Origin of the sequence: Martelella sp. UBA3392, from assembly GCF_002358775.1 — a bacterium.
GTDB classification, from domain to species: domain Bacteria; phylum Pseudomonadota; class Alphaproteobacteria; order Rhizobiales; family Rhizobiaceae; genus Martelella; species Martelella mediterranea.
This window is the reverse complement of record NZ_DEPM01000264.1, coordinates 1-2,644: the sequence shown is the minus strand read 5'-3', so window position 1 is coordinate 2,644 and position 2,644 is coordinate 1. Positions and strand designations below refer to the sequence as shown.

Here is a 2,644-nt window from a genome sequence, read left to right as displayed (position 1 = left end):
CAGCCAGCTTTCCTACGTGCTGCAGAAGACCAGCGAGATCACCGACCGCTACGGCCTGCGCGTCGCGAATGTGTTTCACGCCGGCGACGGCAATATGCACCCGCTGATCCTCTACAACATCAACGATCCGGAGGACGCCGCGCGCGCCGAGGAGGCCGGGGCCGAAATCCTGAAGCTCTGCGTGGAGGCCGGCGGTTGCCTGACCGGCGAGCACGGCGTCGGCATCGAAAAGCGCGACCTGATGCGCCACCAATTTGGCGAGGCCGACCTTCGCCAGCAGATGGCGGTGCGCGCCGCCTTTGATCCCGACTGGTCGCTCAACCCCTCCAAGGTATTTCCGCTGGAGGGACGCGATGACTGAGTTGCTGACACCTGAAACCGAGGCCGAGGCGGCCGCCATCATCGCCCGCCATCATGACAGCGGCGCGCCTCTGCGCCTTTGCGGCGGCGATACCCGCTCCGGCTTCGGCAACCCGGTCGAAGCGGAGGTGACGCTGAGTTCGTGCGCGCTCTCCGGCATCGTGGCCTATGAACCCTCCGAAATGGTGATGACCGCGAAGGCCGGCACGCCGGTCGCAGAAATCGAGGCGGCGCTTGCCGAAAATGGCCAGTTCCTGGCCTTCGAGCCGATGGATCATCGCGGCATGATGGGCTCCAAGGGCACGCCCACGATCGGCGGCGTGTTCTCGGCCAATGTCTCGGGCCCGCGCCGGTTCGCGCTTGCGGGGGCTGCCCGCGACCACCTTCTCGGTGCCCGCTTCGTCAATGGTCGCGGCGAGGCGATCCGCGCGGGCGGGCGGGTGATGAAAAACGTCACCGGGCTCGATCTTTCGCGGCTGATCGCCGGCTCGCACGGCACGCTCGGCTTCCTGACCGAAGTGACCTTCAAGGTTCTCCCCGCGCCCAAATCCGCTGCCACGCTGATTGTCTCGCACCTCACCGAAGAAGATGCCGTGAAGCTGATGGCTGCTGCGATGGCGCTGCCGCTCGAAGTCTCGGGCGCGAGCCACCTGCCCTATAGCGTGCGCGGCGCTTTCCTGAACGACGGGATCACGGGCGACAGCGCCACCTGCCTGCGACTGGAAGGCCTGCCGGAATCGGTTTCGGCCCGCCTCGACAAGCTTGCCGCCTATGCCGAGCCTTTCGGCCCCTTGACCCGGCTCGGCGATGAAGACACGCGCAAGCTGTGGCGCGAAATCCGCGATGTCGCGCCCTATCAGGATCGCTCGCTCCGCCCGCTCTGGCGCGTCAGCGTCACGCCGTCCGAGGCGGCGGCGCTGGTCGGCGCGATGCGGCTGGAGGCGGCGGTGGACGCGTTCTACGACTGGCAGGGCGGGCTTGTGTGGATGCGGATGGATGGCGCGCCCGAGGCCGATATCCTGAGAGCGCTGCTGAAGAAGCACGGCGGCGGGCATGCCACGCTGATGCGCGCCGACCCGGCCGCACGCAAGCTGACGCCCGCCTTCGAACCGCAGCCGGCGGCGGTCGCGGCGCTCGAAGCCCGCATCCGCGCGAAACTCGACCCCAGGGGCATTTTCAATCCCGGCAAGATGGCAACACAGGAGATGGCAGCATGAGCGACCCGCACTATGACGCGCCCAAGCGTTTCGGCGACGGCTGGATGGACCCGAGCAAGAACAACGTCATTCTCATCTATATTCTCTACCTGGTCGGCTGCGTGATTTTCGTTGCCGGCGTGATCGGTCTGATTGCGGCCTATATGAACCGCGACAAGGCGGAAGACTGGCTCAAGACGCATTACACCTGGGCGATCCGCACCTTCTGGATCGCGCTGCTGTTTTCGGCGATTTCGTTTGTGCTGACCTTCGTGCTCATCGGCGTGCTCGGCTTTGTGGCCACCGGCGTCTGGGTGATCGTGCGCGTGATCGTCGGCCTGCAGAAGGTGAACCGCAACGAGCCGATTGCGAACCCGCAAAGCTGGCTGATCTGATCGATGCAAACCAGTTTCTCATCCGCCCAGCTTGCCGATCCGAAGGTCGCGGAAGCCGAATCGATCCTGCGCAAATGCGTGCATTGCGGCTTCTGCACCGCCACCTGTCCGACCTATGTCACGCTCGGCAACGAGCTCGACAGTCCGCGCGGGCGGATCTACCTGATCAAGGACATGCTGGAAAACGATCGGCCGGCGGACAAGGAAACCGTCACCCATATCGACCGCTGTCTCTCCTGCCTTTCCTGTGTGACCACTTGTCCCTCGGGCGTCGATTACATGCATCTGGTCGATCATGCCCGGGTGCATATCGAAAAGACCTACAAGCGCCCGCCGCTCAACCGGTTTACCCGCTCGGTGCTGGCCGCCGTGCTGCCCTATCCGGCACGGTTTCGGGCCGCGCTCCGGCTCGCGCGTCTCGGCCGTCCGTTCGCCGGGCTTTTCTCCGGGCGCGAGGCGCTGAAGCCGTTCGAGGCGATGCTGAAGCTTGCGCCGAAGCGGCTGCCCGCTCCCTCGGCGATTTCCAAACCCGCGTCGCACGCGCCCGAGAGCGAAAAGCGCGGTCGCGTGGCACTGCTGACGGGCTGTGCCCAGTCCGTGCTCGATCCCTGCATCAACGAGGCGACCGTCCGGCTCCTGACACGGCTCGGCATCGAGGTGGTGGTGCCGAAGGGCGAAGGCTGTTGCGGCGCG

The 2,644-nt window shown here is 65.7% G+C and carries 4 protein-coding genes; all 4 read left to right on the top strand.

Annotated features, from left to right (window positions below; genetic code table 11):
• The coding region (locus tag B4E36_RS20560; RefSeq protein ID WP_345900762.1) for an FAD-linked oxidase C-terminal domain-containing protein at nt 1–361 on the top strand (361 nt) is incomplete at its 5' end.
• Complete coding sequence (gene glcE, locus B4E36_RS20555) at nt 354–1,577, top strand: glycolate oxidase subunit GlcE (RefSeq protein ID WP_292055358.1); 1,224 nt, start codon at nt 354–356, stop codon at nt 1,575–1,577. The genes B4E36_RS20560 and glcE, both read left to right, overlap by 8 nt.
• Nucleotides 1,574–1,951 carry a DUF4870 family protein gene (locus B4E36_RS20550; protein WP_292055357.1) on the top strand — a complete coding sequence of 126 codons (378 nt, stop codon included), beginning with the start codon at nt 1,574–1,576 and terminating at the stop codon, nt 1,949–1,951. The genes glcE and B4E36_RS20550 overlap by 4 nt, the downstream gene beginning before the upstream one ends.
• A gap of 3 nt (nt 1,952–1,954) precedes the next feature.
• On the top strand, nt 1,955–2,644 hold a 690-nt coding region (locus B4E36_RS20545; RefSeq protein WP_345900761.1), incomplete at its 3' end, for a 4Fe-4S dicluster domain-containing protein.

Bases quoted from the DNA above. Each gene is read 5' to 3' on its own strand.
- B4E36_RS20550 (WP_292055357.1), top strand. From the start codon at position 1,574: ATGAGCGACCCGCACTATGACGCGCCCAAGCGTTTCGGCGACGGCTGG.
- glcE (WP_292055358.1), top strand. From the start codon at position 354: ATGACTGAGTTGCTGACACCTGAAACCGAGGCCGAGGCGGCCGCCATC.